Raw genomic sequence first — 21,328 nt, forward strand, 5'->3', positions numbered from 1 at the left:
CTGGGGCCAGAAGACGAACGCGTCGATGCCGTGACCGACCGCCAGATCCGTCGCCCCCCCGTGAGGTCGGCCACCGTGTGCGGGCCGGCTGTCCGCCGTGGGGCGAACCGCGTCATCATGTCGAAGTGCAGCAGGTGGAAGTCTTCGAAAGCCCGCGTCCGTGTTGACGGGTCCGCCGGTTCCTCCTGGTCGGGCCGCACGAGATGGGCTCCCTTCGGTCAACGGTGAATACACCTTGTACTTGGCCGAACCTGGCGACGCATGACGGGATGCCGTTGACGCGGCCCGCCCGGCCGCCGGGGCCGGGACCCGCCGGTGGAGGATGGCTTTCGTGCTATCCCCTCGTTCGTCCGTACGCCGCCGGGTGAAGACCTTGGCGATCCTGGAGTTCGTCAACATTCCGCTGATCGCCGGGGTGCTGACGGGGGTCCTGGGCATGCCACTGACCACGGCCAACACGGCAGGGCTCGTGCTGGTTCTGATCGTTTTGGCTGAGGGCGGCGCGTACTGGTGGTTGAAGCTCGCCCAGCTCTCGTCGCGATCACCCGTTCCGGCGGGGATGGCGGTGTATCGCAGGTTGTCCCGGGTCAACGTCGGCTTGCTGGTGGCCGCGGCCGTCGTGGTGAGTGCCTGCTTGGCCGAAGGCGGTTCCGGCGCGCGGGTCTGGCCGGGGGCGGCGCTGTGGGTGTTCGCACTGCTGGAACACGTCAACTACTTCCACCTGCAACTGATGCACGACACTCGCGCCGACCTGGCCCACTTGATGAACACTCGTCGCCTTCGCCGCTCACATCTCGCTCTCGATCTGGCCCGCGCTTCCAGGAGGTCGGGGTGGTGAGCCCTCGATGATGTGGCGGGTTCGGGCGGCAGCGTTCCGAAAGCCGGCATCGTCACCGGCATGCGGTTCGACCTGGTCCCGGTGACCCGGCTGTACGGGGGCGGGCTGTTCTTCGACTCCGAACACGGTCCGGGGCTCGTGGAGGCGTACGTGGAGTGGACGGCCACCGTGCCCAAGGCGATGAACAGCTCCGTGGCACTGATCCCGTTTCCCGACCACCCGTCGGTGCCCGAGCCGATGCCCGGCCGCTACGTCTACCACGTACGCATCGCCTTCACCGGTCCCCTCGAGGACGGCGAACGCCTGGTTCGGCCACTGCGCCTAATCGGCCCGCGGATCATGGAGACGCTGTCGGAACCGCCGTACAGCCAGAGCTCCTCGATTCACGACGACCCGCCCGTGGCGATGTCGTGGGCCGCCGGTCATGACGTCACGGCTCACGCCTCACTTGCTGTGCAGTTCAGCTAGGGGCTCTGGCCGGTCCCGGAAGCGAAGGGACGCAGTCTTCGGCGGGTTGGACCGGCCCGAAACAGGTGGCCGGTTGTGGTCAGTGCGGCAGGCTGCCGGGGGCCGGACCGCGTGTGGCACCATCTGGCCGACCGGGCGGCTGAGCTGGGGTGACGGCGTGGTGGTGTGTCGCGTGGGTGGCTTCAGGGAAGCCGGAGCCCGGCGGCCGGGCCCGGGTCGGAAGGTGGCGGCCGGGCCTCTGGGCGGACCGGCTGTTGCCGGGGTCGCGGTGTTCATCCCAAGCGGCGTTTGTGTGCGTTCAGCGGGCTGCAAGGGTCCGGAGTTAGCGTGTGATCATGGACGATCCTGGGCGTCCCTACCAAGTCGGCGGATACTGGCTCGGGGCCAGGGTGGGCGCGGGCGGGCAGGCCGTGGTCTATGAAGGCTACGACGAGGACGGCAACAGGGTCGCGGTCAAGGTGCTGCGGCCTGACAGCGAGTTCGGGCGGGACCGGGAGGTCGCGGCGCTGGGGCGGGTGGCTTCCTTCTGTACGGCCCGCGTGCTGGCCCACGATCTCGACGCGGCCACGCCGTACCTGATCAGCGAGTTCGTGGATGGGCCGAGCCTGCGTCAGGCGGTGGGCGAGGGCGGGCCGTATGGCGGGGATGACCTGCACCGGCTCGCGACGGGGATCGCGACGGCGATGGCGGCGATCCACGCGGCCGGGGTGGTGCACCGCGATCTCAAGCCGGACAACGTGTTACTGGGGCCGGATGGGCCGCGGGTGATCGATTTCGGGATCGCGCGGGTGCTCGGCAAGTCGGCGACCAGCACGATGGGGGTGGCGGGTACGCCGCCGTACATGGCGCCCGAGGTGTTTCGGGGAGACAAGGCGGGGCCGGAGGCGGACGTCTACGCCTGGGGTGCGGTGATGGTGTTCGCGGCGACCGGCGGGCCGCCGTTCGCCGGACCGGCCGAGGCGGTCATTTACGCGCATCTGCATACCGAGCCCGACCTGTCGGGCGTCCCGGAGCGGCTGCGGGGCCTGGTGACGCGGGCGCTGGACAAGGATCCCGGGCGCCGGCCGAGCGCGGGCGGGCTGCTGATGGAGCTGATCGGCGGCAGCGGCCTGGAGCAGGGCAGCCAGGTGGCCACGGGAGTCAGGCCGCCCGACGGGCTGGCGGGTGGCCGGCCGCCGCTCGGGGAGTTGGCCGAGCGGGTGTATGCCGGGCTCGACGCGGAACGGCAGGCGCTCCTGGCGCAGATCCTGCTGCGGGGGGTGATGCCGGGAAGCACGGTGCGGGAAGTGGGGCCGGCCGAGCTGGAGGCGTTGGGGCCGGGCGTGGGAGAAGTGGTGGCGGCCCTGGTGGAGGCGGGAGTCGTCACCCGAGACGGTGGGCGGCTGGCGATGAGCCCGGCGTTGCTGCGGGCCTGGCCGCGACTGCGCGGCTGGGCGGCCGCGGAGGACATTTCGGGCTACCGGCTGGTCGGTGACGGTGCGGGGCGCTGGCAGGCGGACGGCCGGAGGCCCGGCGACCTGCTCCACGGCCACGACCTCGACCAGGCCTTACGCTGGGCCGCCACCCGCACCGGCAGGCTGGCTCCCACCGCCGTCGAACGGGAGTTCCTGGCCGCCGCGCAAGCGGCCGAAACCAGGCGCCAACGGCTCAGGCGTGCGCTCACCGCCGCGCTGGCCGTCCTGCTCATCGTGGCGGTGAGCGCCACCGCCGTGGCCGATCATCAGCGGCGGGAGGCCGACACCCAGCGGGCGACGGTCGCCCGCCAGCTCACCGAGGTGACCGCGCGGCACCTGGTCGCCGAGGCCGCCGAACTGCGGACGGTGGATCCGGCCCTAGGAATGGCCCTGTCGGCCGCGGCCTGGCAACTGGCGCCGCTGCCGGAAACCCGCGCCGGGCTCTACTCGGCGCACGCCCAGCTCGAACTCGCCCGGTTCGTGCCGCCGCCGGGTCAGATCGCCATCAGCCCCGACGGCGGCACGCTCGCCGTGCTCAACGGCCTGCGCGCCGAGCTGTGGGACCTGACCTCCGGCCGGCGGACGGCCGACATCGGCGACATGCCCGTCGCGGTCACCGCCATCGCGGTCGCCTCCGGAGGCCGGCTGCTGGCGGTGGCCGGGCTCGACGGGATCCGGTTGTGGCGCGACGGCCGGCCCGACGGCGGCGTGTTCGGCCCGCTCGGGATCTCCGACCCCCTGGGGCGAATGAAGTCGTGGCCGGGGATGATCGCTCCGCTGGAGTTCAGCCCGTCGGGCGGGGTGCTGATGGCCAAGGGCCTGGACTGGTTGCAGCTGTGGTCGGTGACCTCGCGTACGCGGATCGCCGTGCCCGGCGTGGCGCCGAACGCGGCCGTCGCCCCGGGAGATCGCCACGCGGCGCTGGCCGGCGTCGGAATCTTCGACCTCGAGAACGGCGCGAAGCTCGCCGGCCTGCCCCGGACCGGGTTCGACGGGCTGGCCTTCAGCCCCGACGGCGCCACCCTGGCGATCTCCGGCGGCCACGGCGTGCGCCTGCTGGACCGGGCGACGGGCCGGACGGAGCGGGGGACCTACCAGGCCGCCACCATCCCGGGGAGCGCCACCCGAGCGGCCTTCAGCCCGGACGGGCGCCACTTCGCCGTGGCCCACACAGGCGGCCGGATCGCCTTGTGGAAACGGGACCAGGTCAGGCCGGAGATGACCTACGACTCCGCCGACCCGGTGGACGATCTCTGGTTCACCCGGGCATCGGTGCTCCGCGTGGCCGGAGCCAGCGGCGCCGTAACCGATCTCGACCTGTCCCGCCACCTGCCGCGGCGGCGCGGCGAGGCGACGCCGAGCCCTGATGGCGCCCTCATGGCCGTGCGCCGGGTCGGCTCCGTCGAACTGCTCAGCACCGCCTCCGACCCGCCCGTCTCCGTGGGGCACCTGCCGGTTCGGCTCGGGGGACAGGACGGCTTCGCGTTCGGAGCGAGCGCCGACCGGCTGCTCACCGTCACCGGCGCGGGCCAGATCACGGTGTGGGACGTGCCCGGCCGCCGCAAGCTCACCTCGTTCACCGCGGCCGAGAGGTTCGGCATCGTGGGCCAGGTCGCGCTCAGCCGCGACGGCCGGCGTATCGCCGTGGCCGCCGACTCCGGCGGCTCCGCGGGGCTGAGCTCCACCACGGTCTACGACCTGACCGGCGAACGCATCATGCCCATTCCCACGCAGCATGGCCGCGGCGTCCTGTTCAGCCCCGACGGCGGCACCGTGATCACCCTCGGTCCTCAGCCCAAGCGCGTCACGCCGGCGACCTCTCAGTCCGAGCCGCTGGGCGGACAGAGGCTGACCGCGGCCGCCTTCAGCCCCGACGGCCGCACTCTGGTCGCGGCCACCGAGGCGGGCTGGCTCGTGCACTTCAGCACCCGCACCTGGCAACCCGTCGGCCTGCCCTACCCGTCCGGTGACCAGGTTCGCAGCCTCGTCTTCAGCGGCGACGGGCGCACGCTGGCCGTCTCCGGGCAGCGGGTGACGCTGTGGGAGGCCCGCACCCGCACCCGCCTGGGCACGGGCCTGGCCGGGAGGGAGAGCTCACAGGTGGCCTTCGCCGCCGGCGAGCTGATCACCGGCTGGGGACTGCGGATACCGCTGCGGACCGACGACCTGCTCAGGCAGGTGTGTCACCGGGCCGGCAGGCAGATCACGGCCGACGAATGGCACCGCTACGGCACAGGGGCCGCGGCGCCGCCCTGCCCGATGCCGTGATCACTCACAGCAGCCCGGTGAGCTGCCGCCGCGTTTCGGGGAGAAGTTCTGGAGCCGTGCGGCGGGCTTCGGACAGCGCCAGGCGGGCGGTTCGGCGGCCCTGTCGCGTCTGTCCTGCCGCGCTCAGCACGCGTGCGTGCGCGGTGAGCGCGACGACCCTTGCCGGGGCATGCACCAACGCGTCCTGCCGTGCCGCTGATCGAGTCAGCTCAACCATGGCCTCACTGGCCGACAACGCCTCGGCCGGATCCGTCGAGGACAGGATGCGCGCGCGGGTGCCGGTGACACGCGCATACAGGCTCAGATACTCGCCCGCGTAGACCCTGAACAGCTTCTCGCAGCACTCGACCGCCTCCTGCGCCGCGGCGAGCGCCTCCTCCTGCCGACCGGCCGCCCGCTCACAGGCGGCGATGGTGTCCAGGACGCCGGCCAGGGAAGGCAGGTAGCTGTAGTCGTCACGCGCACCGATCCCCTCCAACACCGCCAGGGCCTCCTGGCCGATCCGTGCGGCCTCCTCGTGCCGGCCGGCGGCGCTGAGCAGGCGGACCTGGGCAGCCAGGGCAACGGCCACGTCACGATGGAAGTCGGGACCACCACGCCACTCGCCCAGACCTTCCCTGCGGATCCGCACCGCCTCGGCCGCCAGATCGAGCGCCTCCAGCGGCCGTCCCGCCAGGGCGAGCATGCTGCAGTGCTCGTCGAGGGCCTGGCCGTACCCCTTGAGACGGGTACGCCGGTCGGTGCCCAGCAAGGCACGGAACTGCTCGACACGCTCGCCGCTCACCGCCAGGGCCTGCTCCAGCCGGCCCGCCAGGAACAGCACCGCCGCGTACCGGGCCAGCGCGAGCACGAACTGCTCCCGCTCGTCCGGAAGCCGGGTGCGCAAGAGATCGACCGTGGCGGCGAGTCGCCGTACGCGCCTGTGCTTGACGAGCTTCGGCAGCAACCAGCCCGTCAAGACGACCAAGGCGAGCAGTAACGCGGTCGGCCAGCCCGGCCACACCAGGAAGGCGACCAGCGCGGCAACGGCCACGAGGCCCTGCACGGCCAGAACCGCACAAGATCGCATCATGAGGTTCAGTGTGGCGAGCGCGGCCCCGACAGTCGAGCCACCTCCTGCCCGCTACATGACCCGCCGGCTTTCGCGCCAACGGCGGAGCCGAGGAGAGAGAAGGCTGCGGTGTGCTCACCCCCACGACGCCGCGTGGGACCCCTCCTCGGCAACAGGCCCCGGCGCGGGGTGAGCCTCAGGGCTGGGGCGCGACTCCGCTGCCGAGGGCGTCGAACAGGCGCTCCAGCCGGGCGCGGTGGTCGTCCGCGACGGTGTCGGCCGCTTCTCCGGCGATCAGGCGCCGGGCGGTCTCCACCAGCACCGTGGAGTAGCCGGCCACGAAGAAGGCGGCGAGCAGCGGGGCGTCGCCGTCGAAGGCCGGGTCGCGGTCGAGCTCGCCGGCGAGCGTCTGCTGGAGATCGAATGCGATCTCTCTGGCGCGGGCGACCAGCGCCGGCGAGGCCACGACGGTCCGGAAGAAGGGGAGGGACCCGTCCTTGAGCCCGGACAGGGCATGCCGTTCCTCAAGAAGACCGAACGCCATGTCGCGCAGGGACTGGAGCACTCCGGCGTCCGGGGCACGCTCGCGTACCGCCGCGCGCAGGAGCTCGACGGCGTCGACCTGGCGGTCCAGCAGGAGGTCTTCCTTGCGCGGGAAGTGCTTGAAGACCGTCACGGCCGAGACCCCGGCCTCCCGCGCGACCTCGGTGACCGTGACCGTGTCGAATCCGCGTTCCAGGAACAGCCGGGTCGCGACCTCCGAAATCTTCGCGCGCGTCCGCGGTCCGCCTCGCGCACTGGTCCTGGGCATCCCGACCTCACTTCCTTGTGCAACTTAACTTAGTTGCATAACCTAGTCGCATGTCCTTCGAACAGACCCCTGTCATGTGTCATTGTCACCGGACCGGGCTCCAGCGGGCCGCGCGCCACCGCGATCACGACGTGAGGGGAGTCCGCCATGAATGAGCCGGGTGCGGGCGGGCCCGGTCGTGGTCCCCGATCGCTGCGGGAGGCGTGGGTCGCGCTGGCGGGGCTGTCGGCGGTGTTCCTCTTCGAGATGCTGGACAACTCCATCCTGAACGTCGCGCTGCCCGTGATCGGCCGCGACCTGCACGCCTCGGCCACCGCGTTGCAGTGGGTGACCGGCGCCTACGCGGTCGTGTTCGGCGGACTGATGCTCGCCTTCGGCGCGGTCGCCGACCGGTTCGGCCGGCGGCGGATCATGCTGATCGGGCTCGTCCTGCTCGGCGTGGCGAGCCTGGCGACCGCCGTGGTCACCACTCCCGCGCAGCTGATCGCCGTCCGGGCGACGATGGGGGTCGCCGCCGCGATGACCACCCCGGGGTCGATGGCGCTGGCGTTCCGGCTGTTCGACGAGGACGGCCTGCGCGTGCGCGCGCTGACCCTCATCTCGACCGTCGGCCTGGTCGGGCTCGCGATCGGCCCGACCGCGGGCGGCATGGTGCTGGCGGTCGCGCCGTGGCAGGTCCTGCTGCTGGTGAACGTGCCGATCGCCGCGCTCGCCTTCTTCTGCGTGCGGTACGGCATCGCCGCCGACGACCCGGCCGGGCTCCACCACGACCCCCTCGACGTCCCCGGGATGCTGCTGGGCACGGCGGCGATCGTGCTCACGCTCCTCGCGCCGACGCTGTTCGTGGACCAGGGCGCCGGCTCCTGGGCGCCCTGGGCGGTGACCGCCGGGGCCGCCGCGTCGGTGACCTGCTTCGTCCTGCGCGAACGCCTGGCCCGCCACCCGCTGCTCGACCTGAAGCTCCTCGCCCTGCCCCTGGTCTCCAGCGGCCTGGCCTACAAGGCCGCCACCGGTCTGGCGACCGCCGGGCTCACCTACCTGGTGACGCTGCAACTGCAGCTCGACTGGGGCTGGCCCCCCGCACTGGCCGCCCTCGGGATGCTGCCGCAGGTCGTCGTCCTCATCGCGGGCAGCCCGTTCGTCAACCCGTTCGTACGGCGCGTCGGCCTGGACCGGGCCGCGTGGATCAGCGCCGCGGCGGTCGTGTCCGGACTCGCCGTCCACGGCCTGCTCGGCCGGTTCGGCTACCCGTGGGTCGCGCTCGCGCTCGTCCTCGTGGCGGCCGGGATGCGCGTGGTCGGCGTCGTCGCCGGGCTCAACGTGGTCCGCGGCCTGCCCGGCAACCGCACCACCATCGGCACCGCGCTCGTCGACACCGCAAGCCAGGTCGCCACCGGTACCGGCATCGCCGTCACCGGCACCATCCTCGCCCTCCTGTTCACCGGCGACCTCACCGCGTCCCCCTGGGGCCCGCGGCAGACCGCCGAGTTCCACCAGGCCGTCACCATCGCCGGCCTTACCCTCACCCTCGTCGCGGCGGCCCTCGTCGGCTGGGGGTTCGTCCGCACCCGACGCGCCGCCGGCGTCCGGGCGGCCACTCCCGTCAACGACACCGTCCCCCAGGACGCCTGACACATCGACCACGATTCCGCCTGCCCGACGACCGGGTCGTGATCCTCGGCGCGCTCCATTCCGTGCCCTCATCCGTGACCGACTCCCCACCTGCCCCCCTGGCCGGGGGGCCAGGTCACGTACTCCTGAACAGCCGGTCCAGGTGCACGTCGATCGCGGCGAGCGCGTCCTTGGGCTCGATCACGTCGAGTTCGATCAGGGAGGTGAAGCCGGTGAGGGCGAGGAGCAGGTTGGTCTCGGTCGCCGGGTCGCGGCCGGGGTCGATGTGCCCGTCGGCGATCGCCTGGCGGACCAACCGCTCGACGAGGTCCCGCCCCTGGACGAGGCCGCGCCGCGCCTGCTCGTGCACGGCCTCGTCGTGCAGCGCCTCCAGGGCGTAGGCGGCGCTCATCCGGCTGGTCGCGCGGGCGTCGGCATGCAGGGGGAGCATTTCCGCGAGCGTCAGTCGCAGCACGTCACGGGGGTGCGGGCGGTCACCGAGCTTTTCCAGCCCCTGGTGTACGCGCGCCGCGGTCCGCTCGGAGGCGAAGTCCATGGCGAAGGAGAGCATGGCGGTACGGGAGGCGAAGTAGTGCTGCAGCTGCCCGAGTGACATGCCCGCCTCCTGCGCCACCACGCGCATCGTCAGCTGTGTGACGCCGCGCTGCTCCACCACCCGCCACAGTGCGCGGGCGATCGCTTCGCGGCGTCCGCGGTGATCCACCTGTTTCGGCATCGCCGGCTCCTCGCTCGTACCCCCGACTGATTCAATACAGTTGACATAATACACCTGACCCGTAATGTTGGGGTCCACTCGAGGGAAGGAATCGTCATGTCCGAGCAGCCGAAGGTACGGACCACGGAAGGCGTGGTGCAGGGGCTCAGACGGCAGGGGCACGCGGTGTTCCGCGGCATCCCCTACGCCCAGCCCCCGGTCGGAGCGCTCCGCTTCGCCGCGCCCGCGCCGCCCCACCGCTGGGAGGGGACGAGGCAGGCGGTCGAGTTCGGCCCCGTGGTGCCGCTGTCCCTGCCGATCGAGGTGCCCCCGCAAGGTCCCGACTGGCTGACGCTCAACGTCGGCACTCCGGATCCCGGCGCGGCCGGGCTGCCGGTGCTGGTGTGGATCCCCGTGGGCGGCTACCTCTCGGCGGCGTCGAGCGACCCGATGTTCGACCCGGCAGCGCTGGCCGAGGCGGGAATCGTCGTGGTGACCATCAACTGCCGCGTGGGAGCGGAGGGATTCGCGTTCCTCGACGACGTGCCGCCCAACCGCGGATTCCTCGACCAGATCGCGGCGCTGGAATGGGTGCAGCGCAACATCGCCGCCTTCGGAGGTGACCCCGGCCAGGTCACCGTGGCCGGGGTGTCCGCCGGGGCGGGGTCGGTCGCCGCCCTCCTGACGATGAAGTCCGCGCGCGGACTGTTCCGGCGGGCCATGGCCCACTCGGTGCCGGGGCTGTACAGCACCCCCGCGCTGGCACGGCGGGTCACCGCCACGTTCGCGGACCGGGTCGGCGCCGCGGCCCCCACCGCCGAGGCCCTGCGCGACATCGACCCATGGCGCCTGGCCGCCGAGCTCACCTCCTTCAACGCCGGCCTTCACGCGTACCGGGAGAGCTGGGGACGCCTCACGGAGGCCGGCACCGCGCTGTGCCCCGTCGTCGACGGCGAGGTTCTCACGGAAACGCCCTGGCCCGCGCTGACCGGCGCGCGCGCGAGCGGGACCGAACTGCTCGTCGGCCACGCCCGGGACGAATTCCGGTTCTTCAGCGTCATGAGCGGCCGGTACGGCACCTTCACCGAGGAGGACGCCCACGCGGCCCTGGAACTGCTCGCCCCGCGGCCGGACGGCGCGCGGGCCTACCGTGCCGCGTTCCCGCAGGCAGGCCCGGAGGAGCTGGTGGAGACGGTGTACTCCGACGCCCTCTTCCGCATGCCGTCACAGAAGCTGGCCGAGGCGAACACCGCGGCCGGCGGCACCTCGTACCTGTTCGAACTGTGCTGGGTCGCCCCGGCCCTCGGCGGCATCCTGGGCGCCTGCCACAGCCTCGACGTGCCCCTGGCGTTCGGCACGCTGGACAGCCCCGTCGGCGCCCAGCTCATCGGCGAGGAGCCCACTCCCGAGGCCGTCGCGCTCTCCCGCGAACTCCAGGAGGTATGGGTCCGCTTCGTCACCACCGGCGACGCGGGCTGGCCGGCCCACCGGCCCGGCGAACACCTCACCCGCGTCCTGGATACCGAGTCGAAGACTCTGCCCTACCCCGAGCAGGCATCGCGCCAGATCTGGGAAGGCCACGCCCCCGCCCCCTTCGATCTCTCGTAATCGTCCGGCTCGGCTCCCACGACCGCGACGCCGCCCCTCACCGACGATCGGAGTCCCCGTGGGGATCAGCCGAGCGTGAACGTCCTGGCGCGGAATCGGCGCAGGCTGGGAGGGTGGACCTCATGATGGAGGACTTGCGGGACGCCGAGCGCCGGCTCCAGGCCGCTCAGCTGGCTGGAGATGTCGAGGCGCTGGATCGGCTGCTGGACGATCGGCTGATCTTCACCTTCGGCGGGAACGTTGCGACCAAGGCGGACGACCTGGAGCTGCACCGCACCCGGGCGCAGGTGGTGACGAAGGTGGCCGAGGAGGAGTTGACCGTGCTCGCCGATGGGCACACCGGGGTGACGTGGTTTCTCGGCACCATCGAAGGGACCGTCAACGGCGCGCCGTTCGCGGCCAGGATGCGCTACACCCGTACGTGGCTGTACGGCGAGCCGCACGGCTGGCGAATCATCGCCGTGCACGCCGGCACGACCGATTGACACAGCCGACACGTTGCCCGACGACCGGCGGCCAGATGGTCGCCGGCGAGGCTCGACCATCCCGGCAAGATCAAGACCTGGATCTTGGTACCCCGGCTCCGGCCTGCGCACGAACGGATCGAAGCCGGAGGGATCGGTGCCGACATCGGGCGCGGGATACTCGGCGATGGCTGGGACCGCCGGTCAGCCGATGCCTTCGATGATGCGGAAGTCGCGCTGGAAGCCGTCGGGGAGGGCCACCAGCGCCTTCTGGTACGCCTCGCTCTCGTATGCCGCGACGGCCTGTTCAAAGCTGTCGAACTCGATCAGAACGACGCGCTGCGTGATCCCGGCCTCGTGGGCGACGACTCGACCGCCACGGGACGGGAGCAAGGCCAGGTTGCGCCCGCCCCCTGCCTGGACAGCCTGACCGGCCAGCCTGTCGTAGGCGGTCAGCCTCTCAAGGTCGGTGTTGGCGGGGTAGACACTGACCCAGTAGCCCTTGGCCATGCAAACCTCCTGTGTTGGGCCGGACGCGTCCGACTTCGAATGGACACTCAGATCGATCGATCCCGGCGACGGGTTCCATCGTCATATGCGCAGGTTAGGGCTTGATGTGCGGCCGAGGGAAAGATCGGCACGGGCTAGACTCAGAACGGATCGTTATCAATCGGCAGGGAGGGCACGTGGCGCCGGATACGGTCAGCCTGCGCTACTTCCTGGTGCTGGCACAGGAGCTGAACTTCACCCGCGCGGCCGCACGGATCGGCATCGCGCAGCCCGCACTCAGCGCCCGGATGCGCCGATTGGAGGCGGAACTCGGTACGGCCCTGCTGGTCCGCAACACGCGTAGCGTCGTGTTGACCACGGCCGGTGCGGCCTTGGCGGAGTCCGCGCCACCGGCGCTGGCGGCGCTGGACCGGGCATGGGACGCCGCCCGGAGCGCGGCGGCCGGTGAACTGGGCACGCTGCGCATCGGATACAGCCTCAGCGCCGGGTCCGAGACGGTACCGGCCCTGGTGGACAGGCTGATTCGCGGCAACAGCGGACTCGAGGTCGGCGCGGTCCCGATGGCGACACCGGAGATCACCCCCGCGGTCGCCGACGGCCGCATCGATGCCGGGATCACCCGCGGTGAACAGCCGGGCCGTGACGTGCGCCGGTTCCTGCTGCGGCGTATGCGCGTCGGGGTCCAGCTGGCGGAGCACCATCCGCTGGCCGAACACCCGGAGATCGAGATCGCCGACGCGGCCGCGTACCCGCTGCGACTCCCGGACCGGGAGGCCAACCCCGTGATCCACGATCAGCTGTCCGCACTGTTCCGAGACACCCGACCACACCCCCGATTCCACACGCCCGCGGTCTCTTTCGACATGTCTCAGCGCGACCTGCGCGACGGGATCACCCTCGCCCCGGCCGGAGAAGCCGCGGCCACGGCACAACCGCCCGGTCTCACCTGGCGACCGCTGCGGGGCGCGCCCAGCCTGACGATTCACCTGGTCCTCCCACGCGAGCAGTCGCCGCTACACCGCCGCCTCCGTGCCGTCGCCACAACCCTGGCGCACGAGCTGCACTGGCTTGCCGATGGTCCCGGGCGCGCCGCCGGGACGGGGTGTTACGGTCCGCCCGGCTGACGCGACTATGTGGGTATGAGGCTGCGGGCCGGGCTGTGGTGGGTGGCGTCGGTGGTGATGCCGGTCGCCGTCGCCGTGGCGGGTAACCAGATACTCAACGACGGCGTCTGGAGCGGGCCCTGGATCGCCATCGCCATGGGGCTGGCAGGGGCCGGTGCCGTGGTGGCGCGGCGGGTGAGCCGGCCGCCGCCGGCGCCGACGACGCTGGACGCGGTGGCGACCCGGCTGGCCGGGGAGGTGCGCAGGCAGTGGACGGCCGAGGCGGCCCGGCGGCACGTGCACCCGGTGCCTTTGCAGGTGCGCTGGTCGAGCACCGGACGGCCGGTCGCGGCTGGACGGGAACTGGTGATCGACGACGACAGCGGCGCGAGCTGGGAGTTGCTGCCACTGACGGGGACGGCGCGGGAGACGGTGGCCGCCTTTCGCGCACTGCCGCATCGGCAGCTGGTCGTGCTGGGCGAGCCGGGGGCGGGCAAGAGCGTGCTGGCGATGCTGCTCACCCTGGGCCTGCTGAAGGAGGCCGCGGCGGGCGGGACCGTGCCGGTGCTGCTCCCGATCTCCTCGTGGAACCCCGCGCTGGAGTCGGTCGAGGAGTTCGTGATCCGGCGCCTGGATGAGGACTACGACCTTCTGACCGTACGGGGCGGCGACGGCCCGGCCTGGGCGCGTGAGCTGGTCGAGGCGGGCCGGGTGCTGCCGGTGCTCGACGGGCTGGACGAGTTGCCGGTGGCGGCGTACGTACGGGCGGTGCGGGAACTGGACCTGCTGGCCGCGGCCGGCAGGCCGCTGGTCCTCACCTGCAGGGGCGAGGAGTACGAGCAGGCGATCACGGCCGGCGGCCCGGTGCTGTCCATGGCGGCGGTCGTCGAGATCGAGCCGGTGGGCGTCGAGGAGGCCATCGCCTTCCTGTCCCATCCGGCTCCATCCCGCGCCCGCTGGCAGCGGGTGTTCGAGCACCTGCGCGCGCAGCCCGACGGGGTGCTGGCCACGGTGTTGTCCACGCCCTTCATGGTCTGGCTGGCCCGCGCCGCCTTTCAGGCCACGAGCACCGATCCCGACCGGCTGATCGCGATGACCGACCGGAGCGAGATCGCGGCCACGCTCATGGACGGGTTCGTCGCCGCCGAATACCGAAGCCGCCCGGGACGTCGCCGGAGCCGCAACCGGCCGGAGCACGCGGCGCGCTGGCTGGGGCGGCTGGCGTACCAGCTGCGAGAGACCCGCCTGCGCGACTGGTGGTGGTGGCAGCTGACGGTCAGTCCCACTCCCAAATACCCCAATCTCGCCGAGACCGGGCGGGCGATGGTGGCCATGCTCGTGGCCGGGGCGGGCCTGGTGGCAGCGGTGGGCGGTTTCGCCGGTCTGCGGGCGGCGCTGGCGGGGTGTCTGGCGATCGGGTTCGCCGCCGCCCGGACGTTCCGCCCGCTATGGCCGGACACGTACCCGCCGTACGTACGGTGGCGCTATCGCACGGCGCGGACCGAGCGGGCCCGCAGGCGAAGGCGCGCGGCCGGGTTCGGGATCGTGTTCGGCCTGGCCGCGGGGTTCGTGGCGGACGCGTGGGCGGCGGCCTTGATCGCCGTTCCCGCCGCCACGCTGGCCACCGTCGTGCTGCCGTGGACGGCCGCGCGTACCGAACACCCCACACCACGGCTGACCTTCCGCGCCAACCACCGCAACGCCGTCCTGGCCGCCGTCCGGCACGCGCTGATCGGCGGCCCGGCCTTCGCGCTCGGGGCCCTGGTGACGGGACCGCTCGGACAGGTGGCCGCCGTGTCGGGAATCGCGGCACTGGTGTACGCGGGCGCCGCGGGCCTCGCCGCCGGATGGTGGACCTGGACCAGGTTCCGGATCATCCACCTGTTCCTGGCGGCCTGCGGCAAGCTGCCCTGGCGGTTGTGGGCCTTCGTCGAGGACGCGCACCAGCGCCAGATGCTGCGCCAGGCCGGATCCGCCTGGCAGTTCCGGCACGCCCTGCTCCAGGACCATCTCGCCGACGCCTCCCACCTCGATCACCTGCGCGGCCGCGCCAAACTGGGAGGCCCGCGGGCCCGGCTGGAGCTGGCGCGACTCCTGGGCGCGCGGGGCCACATCGACGAACTACGCGCCCGCACGGACCAAGGTGACCGCTTCGCCCGCGGTTTCCTGGTCGACCTCTTGCGAAGACAGGGCAAGATCGGCGAGGCCACTGCCATCCTGCGGAAGCACGCCGACGCGGGCGACGACTACGCCGCCGCCGATCTGGTCCCGCTGCTGGCCGAACAAGGACTCGTGTCCGAGTTACGCGCCAGAGCCGAGGCCGGGGACTGGAACGCACGCCGTGAGCTGGTGAAACTTCTGGAGGCTCAGGGCCGGCTCGACGAGTTGCGGATCCTGGGCGATGCCGGTGATCGGGACGCCGCCTGGGCGCTCGCCAAACTACTGGCCGAGCAGGGGCGGCACGAGGAACTCCGCACGCGCGCCGAGGCAGGCGACGGGGGCGCCGTCGCCGCCTTGGCGAGGCTGCTGGCGGAGCAGGGCCGGGTCGAGGAGTTACGCGCCCTGTCCGAGGCCGGTTGGCGCATGGTCGATCGCCTGCTGGCCAAGACGCTGGCCGCGCAGGACCGCGTCGACGAGGCCGTCACCGTTCTGCGGGCCCGCGCCGACGACGGCGATCGCCAAGCGGCCGACCAGCTGATCGACATGCTGATGGAACGGGGCCGGATTCAGACGCTGATGCCGATCCTGGAGGACTACGCGGAGCCGAGAGGCGCGATGGCCAACGCCACCACGGCCGAACGGCTGGTCGCACTGGGACACGTCGAAGAGGCGATCACGTTCCTGGACGCCCGTGTCGCCCCTTCCAGCGCCGACGCCCAGCACGTGACCGGGCACCTGGCCAACCTGCTCGCCGCCCACGGACGCCTGGATGAGGCGATCGACCTCCTGCGGACCCGTTTCGACTCCTTGTACGGCCCCAACGCGGACCAGCAGGTGGCCCGCCTGCTCGCCGAGCACGGACGCCTCGACGAGCTGAAGGCGGAGTCCGACGCGGGAAACTGGAGCGCCACGACCAGGCTGATCGATCTGATGATCGAGGGGGGACAGGCCGGGGACGCCATCGACTTCCTGCAAGAGGTCGTCGCCGCGAGAGGCGGCAGCGCACACGCGGGTGGCCCGGTGGACCGGCTGGTCAAACTGCTGATCGGTGCCGAACGTCTGGATGAGGCGCTGGGGCTGCTGCGCAGGCGGGCCGATGCCGACGACTGGTACGCCTCCAAGGAGCTCGCCCGGCTCCTGGGCGTCGAGGGCAACGTCGAGGAACTGCGGGCACGTGCCGCGGCGGGAGACGCGTCCGCCGCGTCCGAGCTGGCCAGGGTTCTGGACGAGCAGGGGCTGACGCATGAGTTGCGGGCGCGGGCCGACGCCGGAGACCCGTACGCGGCCCAGCGCCTTGGTCGTTTGCCCTGAATGGCGACAACCTTCGCCAGGGCGTGCATCCTGTTATTGGCAGAGCACGCAGGCAGTTCATTTCGGGCCTCCTCATCGAAGGGGATCAGCGATGTTCCGGCTCCGGCTGGCAATGACCGTCCTGGCAGCGCCCCTGCTTCTCCTCGGCAGCGTGGCAAGCGCGTCAGCGAGTCCAAGCAGTGAAGGTTTCAGCGCCGTGTATCCTCCCGGCACCCCCGGACCGTTCAAGATCGCCAACCATGAGGAGCTGGGGTTGTGCCTTGACACCACCGGCAACCTCGGTGGGGACGTCTACCTGGGCCGTTGCCACAGCGCAGACCCCGGGCAGAGGTGGGGCTGGTGGAACGGCGGGTGGCTCATCCACCTCCCCAGCAGCTACTGCCTGGCCGCTGTCACCACGGGCACCGGCGTCCGCCTGGCCGAGCTGCAGCGCTGCATCGATCATCGCATCCAGCATTGGACGCACCAGAACTTCTTCATTCGCACCACGAGTACGGGCAGCATCGAGTGCCTGAGTCCCGCTATCGCTGTGGAGGGGGCACACGTGACGCCCGGAACCTGCGTCGCCACTCCCTCGCAACGGTGGAACGTGACCTACTGGTAGCAGCAGGTCACCTGCCCGAACCATCGCGTCGATCGATCTGTCCGCAGACGGTACGGCGTGGCCTCGACGCCGGCGGCCGGGTCAGCCGATCAGGTTGTAGGCGGCGACCACACTCAGGTAGGCGAGCGCGGCGAGGGCGACGGCGGTGTGGTGGATGCGTCCGACCGGGCTCCACCAGCCCTTGAACCAGGCGAGCGTGGTGGTCGCCAGCGTCGTGGCGGTCGCGGCCGCGGCGAGCAGGGGCAGGGTGGTGATGGCCGTGAACAGCGGGCTGCCGCCGAGGAAGAAGTCGGCCTGGTTGGCGTCGAAGTCGGCGAACATCGCCGCGAGGGATCCGGCGGAGGCCGTGACGAGCGCCGCCGTGATCCAGCCCGGCAGCCCGGCCAGGCGCGGCGCGCCGGTCGCGCCTCGTCCCTGGGGCGCGAGGCGGCGGCGGGTGGAGCGTACGGCGCGGGTGAGGGGCCAGGCCACCACTGACAGCAGCAGGACGGTCAGGCTGACGCCGAGCATGCCGAGATGCAGGGTGGGCGATTGGTACCAGGCCAGGCGTTCGAGGGGCCCGACCGGGTTCTCCGTGGCCAGGAGGCCGTCTTCGCGGAACCGGATCGTCCGGTAGCCGTTCTTCTCGCGGAACAGGCCGGGGGCGATCTGCGTCCATTGCCGGCTCTCGGTGGGGCCGTGCGCGACCGCGCCGGTGGTGGTCAGGGTGCCGTCGCCGGCGGCGCTCACCGTCACCACGCCGGTGAGCGAGCTGAGCTTGCCGAGATCGGTCATGTCGGCGGCCAGGGCCGTACGGTAACTGCCGGTGAACCGGGTGACGTCGGGCAGCGGGCCCGGCGCGCCGGGCTCCGGGGCGGGGGCCGGGGCGAAGCGGTCGGCGAAGGCGTTGACCAGGGACCAGGCGGAGTCGGGTCCGCCCTTGCCGGTGCCGTTGAAGGAGGCGTAAACGCCCATGTGCCGCTCGGGGATCAGCGCCATGATCGCGAAGTATCCGGGGATGTTGCCGCGGTGGACGAGCAGGCGCCGGCCGTTCCTGGTGTACTCCTGGAAGCCGTATCCCTGCCCGGCCGTGCCCTCGGCGTTGCCGAAGTGGCGGCTCTGCATGAGGCGGACGCTGTCCGGCTTGAGTATCGTGCCGCCGCCGGTCAGCTGGGCCAGCATGAAGGCGGCCATGTCGGTGGCGGTGGAGCGGAATCCGGCGCCGTGCGGTGGCATGTGCCCGTACTTGGTGCCTTCTGCCCGGATCTGGCGACCGTCCTGCAAGCGGTAGCCGGGTGCCAGCGCCCGGGCGATGTGGCCCGGCTCGGGCTGAGCCATGGAGGAGTGCGTCATGCCGAGCGGGCGGAAGATGTTCTCCTGTACGTACTGGTGGAAGGGCATGCCCGAACGGACCTCGACCAGGTAGCCGGCCAGGCCCATCCCGTAGTTGGAGTAGACGGCCCTGGCGCCGGGCGGGCGGATCCGGGGTGGCTGGTGGTCGGCGAGGTGGTCGCCGAGCCGGTGAACGTCCTGGGCCGTGGCCGCGCCGGTGCCGAAGTCGCCGCCGGCGAACCCGGCGGTGTGGGTCAGGAGGTTGGCCATGGTGACGGGCCGGCCCGGATAGGCGTCGTCGATCTTGAATGCGGTGAGGTACTGGTTGACGTCCGCCTTCAGGTCGATCCGGCCTCGTTCGACGAGCTGCATGACCGCGGTGGCGGTGATCAGCTTGGCCACTGAGGCGGGGGCGAAGACGGTCTGCCCGGCGTCCACGGGACGGCCGGTCTCCACCTCGGCGACGCCGTAGCCCTGGGCGAACACCTGGCGGCCGCCCGCCACGACGGCGATCGCCCCGCCGGGGATCTGGTGCTCCTTCAGCTGCCGGAGCATGGAGGCGTCGGCGAACCGCCGTACGGACTGGGCGGGGTCGGCGACCGTCGCGGCGGCGGGCGCGCTCACCATGAGGAGCGGAACGGCGACGCCAAGTGAAGAGATCAGGGCACGCCGGCGAGAGGGTTTGCGTTGGAGCAGCATGAGCTGCTCTCCTTTCTGTGGGAGCACGTACGCGTCAAAGGCACGCCGTCACGGCGTGGTCGTGCGGTTCCGCGGTCCGGGGGTGAGTTGCCGCTCGCCCCCGGACTTCTGTCTCAGGTTCGTCAGTCGACGCTGCGCAGGATCGTCTCCATCGCGGCGACTCTCTCCGTCAGCTCGCCAAGCCTGGCCTGCACCTCACTCTGCTGCTGTACGGCCCGCTCGGCCATGTCGCGATACCTGGCCATCTCGGCCGTCAGCACCTCGGTGCGGTGCCGCTCGAACCGGAAGTAGAACGCCAGGCACGCCGTGATGGCGCTGAACAGAATCAGTACGACCACGATGGGGATCACGATGGAACCGATGTCGATCACTGCGGGGTCTCCTGCACCTGGTGGGGTCCTTCCTCGTCGTCCGCGCGCAGAGCCGCGAGAACGGTGTCGATCGTCAGGGTGAGCTCGAAGGGCAGCAGCTCGATGTACTTCATCGCCTTGCCGTCGGCCGACAGCTCCAGCTGCCCCTCGATCAGCTTCGCCTTCTCCAGCCGCTCCAGATGCATGTAGAGCAGCGCACGGGACATCCCGATCCGGCGAGCCAGCTCGCTGACATGGACGCGACCACCGGCCAGCTCGGCCAGGATCCGCAACCGCAGAGGGTGCCCGACCGCGCTGAGCAGGCTGAGCAACTCTTCGCTGGTCGACATGTCGTCCTTAGAAAGATCCAATCTTGCACCTGTTAGTCGAATCTTACAGGTGCAAGTGCAGGCGTCAACCGCTGGCGCAGGCGACCGGTCGCCGATGCCGCACGAGATCGGCCTGGTCGCGTTCGTCCTCGGCCACCAGGCGACGTTCGTACCCGGACCGGGGTTTCACCGGCGTAACGGATCCGTTCACGACCGTGAAACCGGCTTCAGGCCACGCTGGCGGCCATGATCAGAGCCATCTGCGCGGCCGTCCTGGTGACGGCCTGCTCCCTGTCCGCGCCCGCCCCGGCCGGGGGTTGCGCCCCCGCCACCGCGCCACCTTCGGAATCGGCGCCGCCGACCTCGGTGAACACGCTCCGGCAGGCATACCTCTGCGTGCTGGACCACTACTACAGCGGTCCGGCCATGGATCCGAAGGCACTGCTGAAGAGCGCCTTCGCCGCCTACACCCAGGACCTGATGCGGCGCGACGCCGATCGGAGCGACCTCCAGCTGCCCGAGCTGACCGGGAACCGCGACACCGACTGGGCCGCCTTCGCGAAAGTCCTCGGCGCCGGTGACGTGTCCGCGCTGCGCGCCGCGATCACCGCGATGGTCGCCGGACTGCACGACAACCACGCCCGCTGGGTCAGGCCAGCTCCACCATCGGAGGACAAGCCGATCGGAACGGGCATCGTGGGCATATCTGCCCAGCAGGGCCGGCAACTCGACCCGGCGGCCAAGCCGCCCTTGTTCATCACCAGCGTCCTGCCCGGCAGCCCCGCCGCCAAGGCCGGCATCAGACCTGGTGACATCATCGTCAAGGCCAACGGCGTGCCCGCGTTCATCGGGAACACCGTGAACCAGAGCATCGTCGAAGCGTTCGCCACCAATCCGGTGAAGCTCACGCTCAAGCGCCCCACGACGGGACGGACCCGCACCCTCGACCTCGGGGAGGGGCCCATCACGAGGCGGCCTCCGGCGGTGACGTCGACGACGCTTCCCGGCGGCGCCGTCCACGTCCAGCTGCCCGGCTTCTTCGAAGGCGCCGCCGACCAGGTCATCGCCAAGCTGCGGGGCAAGCCGGAAGCGGTGGTCCTCGATCTGCGCGGCAACGGCGGCGGGTCACCCCGCGAGGTGACGCGGCTGCTCGGCGCGTTCGCACACGGCAAGATCACCAGCTACTTCTGCCCGTTCAAGGGCGACTGCGTGCCCAACCGGACCGACGACACCGTCCCGCTGCTCGGCTCGCGCCTCATCGTCCTCACCGACCGGGGATGTGCCTCGGCCTGCGAGGACTTCAGCGCGGCCGTCAAGGACAACAACCTGGGCACCCTCATCGGAACCCGCACCGCCGGAGCCGTCTCCGGCCCCGCCGAAGGCTATCGCCTCAACGACGGCAGCATCCTGCTGCTGCCCAAGGTCCGGCACCTCGGGCCCGCGCGTGAAACCATCGACACGATCGGCGTGCCGGTCGACCACTACGCCCCCATGACCGCCCTCGACCTGGCCACCGGGCGCGATCCGGGCGTGGCCAAGGCACTGACGCTCCTTTGACGCCTCTTCCGAGCCGCGGGGCGACTCCTCGCGATGACGCCCCCGGGGACGAGCACACGCAGGTGACCGCCTTCGTGGACTACGCTCATGACACGCCGCCTCGTCT

General features: G+C 71.5%; 17 protein-coding genes. 10 read left to right on the top strand and 7 right to left on the bottom strand.

Annotated features, from left to right (window positions below; genetic code table 11):
- Positions 1–364 precede the first annotated feature (364 nt).
- The 3 genes from ACIBI5_RS41230 (at position 365) to ACIBI5_RS41240 (ending at position 5,028) form a co-directional block, all read left to right on the top strand.
- The gene (locus ACIBI5_RS41230; protein ID WP_397255299.1) at positions 365–838 is read left to right on the top strand and encodes a hypothetical protein; all 474 of its coding nucleotides are present in this window, start codon (positions 365–367) and stop codon (positions 836–838) included.
- Positions 839–898: 60 nt separating this feature from the next.
- Positions 899–1,306 (top strand): hypothetical protein, encoded by a 408-nt coding sequence (locus ACIBI5_RS41235; RefSeq protein ID WP_397255214.1) that lies wholly within the window; start codon positions 899–901, stop codon positions 1,304–1,306.
- Positions 1,307–1,641: 335 nt separating this feature from the next.
- Entirely contained in the window at positions 1,642–5,028 is a 3,387-nt protein-coding gene (locus ACIBI5_RS41240; protein WP_397255216.1) for a protein kinase, read from the top strand.
- A gap of 4 nt (positions 5,029–5,032) precedes the next feature.
- On the opposite strand, the gene ACIBI5_RS41245 is transcribed toward ACIBI5_RS41240, so the two are convergent.
- Both ACIBI5_RS41245 and ACIBI5_RS41250 read right to left on the bottom strand, forming a co-directional pair.
- Positions 5,033–6,100, bottom strand: a complete 1,068-nt coding sequence (locus ACIBI5_RS41245) for a tetratricopeptide repeat protein (RefSeq protein ID WP_397255218.1) — start codon at positions 6,098–6,100, stop codon at positions 5,033–5,035.
- Positions 6,101–6,275: 175 nt separating this feature from the next.
- A complete protein-coding gene (locus ACIBI5_RS41250; protein ID WP_397255220.1) occupies positions 6,276–6,890 on the bottom strand; it encodes a TetR/AcrR family transcriptional regulator in 615 nt (204 codons plus the stop codon).
- 147 nt (positions 6,891–7,037) lie between these two features.
- Between ACIBI5_RS41250 and ACIBI5_RS41255 the strand changes: the two genes are divergently transcribed.
- Positions 7,038–8,522 carry an MFS transporter gene (locus ACIBI5_RS41255; RefSeq protein ID WP_397255222.1) on the top strand — a complete coding sequence of 495 codons (1,485 nt, stop codon included), beginning with the start codon at positions 7,038–7,040 and terminating at the stop codon, positions 8,520–8,522.
- Between the two features lie 115 nt (positions 8,523–8,637).
- Here ACIBI5_RS41255 and ACIBI5_RS41260 read toward each other — a convergent pair whose 3' ends face one another.
- Complete coding sequence (locus ACIBI5_RS41260; RefSeq protein ID WP_397255224.1) at positions 8,638–9,237, bottom strand: TetR/AcrR family transcriptional regulator; 600 nt, start codon at positions 9,235–9,237, stop codon at positions 8,638–8,640.
- 96 nt (positions 9,238–9,333) lie between these two features.
- Here ACIBI5_RS41260 and ACIBI5_RS41265 point away from each other — a divergent pair, with 96 nt between their 5' ends.
- Both ACIBI5_RS41265 and ACIBI5_RS41270 read left to right on the top strand, forming a co-directional pair.
- Positions 9,334–10,824 (top strand): carboxylesterase/lipase family protein, encoded by a 1,491-nt coding sequence (locus ACIBI5_RS41265; RefSeq protein WP_397255226.1) that lies wholly within the window; start codon positions 9,334–9,336, stop codon positions 10,822–10,824.
- Positions 10,825–10,946: 122 nt separating this feature from the next.
- Positions 10,947–11,309, top strand: coding sequence for a nuclear transport factor 2 family protein (locus ACIBI5_RS41270; protein WP_397255228.1), 363 nt, complete (start codon positions 10,947–10,949; stop codon positions 11,307–11,309).
- 183 nt (positions 11,310–11,492) lie between these two features.
- On the opposite strand, the gene ACIBI5_RS41275 is transcribed toward ACIBI5_RS41270, so the two are convergent.
- The gene (locus ACIBI5_RS41275) at positions 11,493–11,798 is read right to left on the bottom strand and encodes a DUF1330 domain-containing protein (RefSeq protein WP_397255230.1); all 306 of its coding nucleotides are present in this window, start codon (positions 11,796–11,798) and stop codon (positions 11,493–11,495) included.
- A 176-nt stretch (positions 11,799–11,974) separates the two neighbouring features.
- On the opposite strand from ACIBI5_RS41275, the gene ACIBI5_RS41280 reads away from it, so the two are divergent.
- The 3 genes from ACIBI5_RS41280 to ACIBI5_RS41290 all read left to right on the top strand — a co-directional run bounded on the left by ACIBI5_RS41280 (position 11,975) and on the right by ACIBI5_RS41290 (position 16,976).
- Positions 11,975–12,922, top strand: a complete 948-nt coding sequence (locus ACIBI5_RS41280; protein WP_397255232.1) for a LysR substrate-binding domain-containing protein — start codon at positions 11,975–11,977, stop codon at positions 12,920–12,922.
- Positions 12,923–12,937: 15 nt separating this feature from the next.
- The gene (locus ACIBI5_RS41285) at positions 12,938–16,372 is read left to right on the top strand and encodes a hypothetical protein (RefSeq protein ID WP_397255234.1); all 3,435 of its coding nucleotides are present in this window, start codon (positions 12,938–12,940) and stop codon (positions 16,370–16,372) included.
- Positions 16,373–16,568: 196 nt separating this feature from the next.
- On the top strand, positions 16,569–16,976 hold the full coding sequence (locus tag ACIBI5_RS41290; protein WP_397255236.1) for an RICIN domain-containing protein: 408 nt from the start codon (positions 16,569–16,571) through the stop codon (positions 16,974–16,976).
- An 81-nt stretch (positions 16,977–17,057) separates the two neighbouring features.
- On the opposite strand, the gene ACIBI5_RS41295 is transcribed toward ACIBI5_RS41290, so the two are convergent.
- From ACIBI5_RS41295 to ACIBI5_RS41305, 3 genes are all read right to left on the bottom strand, one after another.
- Positions 17,058–18,986, bottom strand: a complete 1,929-nt coding sequence (locus ACIBI5_RS41295) for a serine hydrolase (protein ID WP_397255238.1) — start codon at positions 18,984–18,986, stop codon at positions 17,058–17,060.
- A 122-nt stretch (positions 18,987–19,108) separates the two neighbouring features.
- Entirely contained in the window at positions 19,109–19,357 is a 249-nt protein-coding gene (locus ACIBI5_RS41300) for a hypothetical protein (protein WP_397255240.1), read from the bottom strand.
- Complete coding sequence (locus tag ACIBI5_RS41305) at positions 19,354–19,686, bottom strand: ArsR/SmtB family transcription factor (protein WP_397255242.1); 333 nt, start codon at positions 19,684–19,686, stop codon at positions 19,354–19,356. Before ACIBI5_RS41305 ends, ACIBI5_RS41300 begins: the two co-directional genes overlap by 4 nt.
- A gap of 225 nt (positions 19,687–19,911) precedes the next feature.
- On the opposite strand from ACIBI5_RS41305, the gene ACIBI5_RS41310 reads away from it, so the two are divergent.
- Positions 19,912–21,222, top strand: a complete 1,311-nt coding sequence (locus ACIBI5_RS41310) for a S41 family peptidase (RefSeq protein ID WP_397255244.1) — start codon at positions 19,912–19,914, stop codon at positions 21,220–21,222.
- Positions 21,223–21,328 lie beyond the last annotated feature (106 nt).

Origin of the sequence: Nonomuraea sp. NPDC050540, from assembly GCF_044457485.1 — a bacterium.
Lineage (GTDB): Bacteria > Actinomycetota > Actinomycetes > Streptosporangiales > Streptosporangiaceae > Nonomuraea.

Coding starts and splice junctions, on each gene's coding strand:
- ACIBI5_RS41235 (WP_397255214.1), top strand. CDS start 899: ATGCGGTTCGACCTGGTCCCGGTGACCCGGCTGTACGGGGGCGGGCTG.
- ACIBI5_RS41240 (WP_397255216.1), top strand. CDS start 1,642: ATGGACGATCCTGGGCGTCCCTACCAAGTCGGCGGATACTGGCTCGGG.
- ACIBI5_RS41245 (WP_397255218.1), bottom strand. CDS start 6,100: ATGATGCGATCTTGTGCGGTTCTGGCCGTGCAGGGCCTCGTGGCCGTT.
- ACIBI5_RS41250 (WP_397255220.1), bottom strand. CDS start 6,890: ATGCCCAGGACCAGTGCGCGAGGCGGACCGCGGACGCGCGCGAAGATT.
- ACIBI5_RS41255 (WP_397255222.1), top strand. CDS start 7,038: ATGAATGAGCCGGGTGCGGGCGGGCCCGGTCGTGGTCCCCGATCGCTG.
- ACIBI5_RS41260 (WP_397255224.1), bottom strand. CDS start 9,237: ATGCCGAAACAGGTGGATCACCGCGGACGCCGCGAAGCGATCGCCCGC.
- ACIBI5_RS41265 (WP_397255226.1), top strand. CDS start 9,334: ATGTCCGAGCAGCCGAAGGTACGGACCACGGAAGGCGTGGTGCAGGGG.
- ACIBI5_RS41270 (WP_397255228.1), top strand. CDS start 10,947: ATGATGGAGGACTTGCGGGACGCCGAGCGCCGGCTCCAGGCCGCTCAG.
- ACIBI5_RS41275 (WP_397255230.1), bottom strand. CDS start 11,798: ATGGCCAAGGGCTACTGGGTCAGTGTCTACCCCGCCAACACCGACCTT.
- ACIBI5_RS41285 (WP_397255234.1), top strand. CDS start 12,938: ATGAGGCTGCGGGCCGGGCTGTGGTGGGTGGCGTCGGTGGTGATGCCG.
- ACIBI5_RS41295 (WP_397255238.1), bottom strand. CDS start 18,986: ATGCTGCTCCAACGCAAACCCTCTCGCCGGCGTGCCCTGATCTCTTCA.
- ACIBI5_RS41305 (WP_397255242.1), bottom strand. CDS start 19,686: ATGTCGACCAGCGAAGAGTTGCTCAGCCTGCTCAGCGCGGTCGGGCAC.
- ACIBI5_RS41310 (WP_397255244.1), top strand. CDS start 19,912: ATGATCAGAGCCATCTGCGCGGCCGTCCTGGTGACGGCCTGCTCCCTG.